The 1,238-nt window shown below is 49.3% G+C and carries 1 protein-coding gene; it reads left to right on the forward strand.

The features are described from left to right. Positions 1-66 precede the first annotated feature (66 nt). Entirely contained in the window at positions 67-1,227 is a 1,161-nt protein-coding gene (locus ICN11_RS10615) for an IS30 family transposase (RefSeq protein ID WP_216230351.1), read from the forward strand. The last annotated feature ends 11 nt before the right edge of the window (positions 1,228-1,238 follow it).

The following is a 1,238-nucleotide window of genomic DNA, read 5'->3' on the forward strand; positions in this document are numbered from 1 at the left end:
TGGGTCTTGATTTCAACCCGTCGATGCAACACACTACTAACTGCGTAAGCGCAAGGAGTGTTGCTCATGAAACAACGACCTCGAATCTATTACACAGCCACCCAGAAGGATTTAATGTGGGAGCGCTGGAAAAAAGGAGATTCTCTCCAGCAGATTGCCCAGTTATTTGATCGCAATCATTCGTCCATACAAGGCATCTTTGTGCAAACTGGCGGCATTAGACCGCCACCCCGAACTCGATCCAAACTAGCGTTGACCTTAGCTGAACGTGAAGCCATCTCACGCGGCCTAGCAAGCGGTCAATCTATGAGATCGATTGCCACTGAGTTAGGTAGATCACCTTCCACGATTAGTCGTGAGATTGGCCGTAATGGTGATCCAGAGAGTTATCGAGCAAATCAATCAGACCAGTCTGCCTGGGATCGAGCGCAGCGTCCTCAGACTTGTAAACTAGTCTTGAATAAAGCCCTGGCGCATCTGGTGGCAGACAAACTGCAGCACTACTGGTCGCCACAGCAGATTGCCGGTTGGCTAAAACAGACTTATCCAGATCAGGAGGACTATCAAGTGTCACACGAGACGATCTACCGAAGCCTGTTCATCCAAGCCCGTGGGGCCTTAAAGAAAGAGCTCACACAGCACTTACGACGTACTCGCATCATGCGCCGCTCACGTCATCACACCCTGAAAGATCGGGATCTAGGCAGCATCAAGGATGCCATCCCTATTAGAGAGCGCCCAGCTGAGGTGGAAGATCGCGCTGTTCCCGGTCATTGGGAAGGCGATCTACTTTATGGAGATGCCAATAGTCAGATCGCCACTCTCGTAGAGCGCCAAACCCGTTATGTGATGCTAGTCAAGGTGGCTCGTAAAGACAGCGAGACAGTGGTTAATGCACTTATCAAGCATGCCCGCAAGTTACCGCAAGAGCTGTATAAATCCTTAACGTGGGATCGCGGCTCGGAGATGGCTCAGCACAAACGCTTTACTCTAGCTACCGATGTGCAAGTGTACTTTTGTGATCCTCAGCATCCATGGCAACGAGGGTCTAATGAAAATACCAATGGGCTATTAAGACAGTACTTCCCAAAAGGAATGAGCCTGGCCAATTACTCACAAGCAAAACTCAATGCTGTAGCAAGACAATTAAATGAACGCCCTAGAAAAACACTAAACTATCAAACACCGGCAGAACGTTTTGCTCAATCTGTTGCGTTGACGGGTTGAAATCAAGGTCG

It is taken from the genome of Polynucleobacter sp. 78F-HAINBA (assembly GCF_018882325.1).
GTDB lineage: Bacteria > Pseudomonadota > Gammaproteobacteria > Burkholderiales > Burkholderiaceae > Polynucleobacter.

Excerpts from the sequence above, each read along its gene's own strand:
- ICN11_RS10615 (WP_216230351.1), top strand. The coding sequence starts at position 67 with ATGAAACAACGACCTCGAATCTATTACACAGCCACCCAGAAGGATTTA.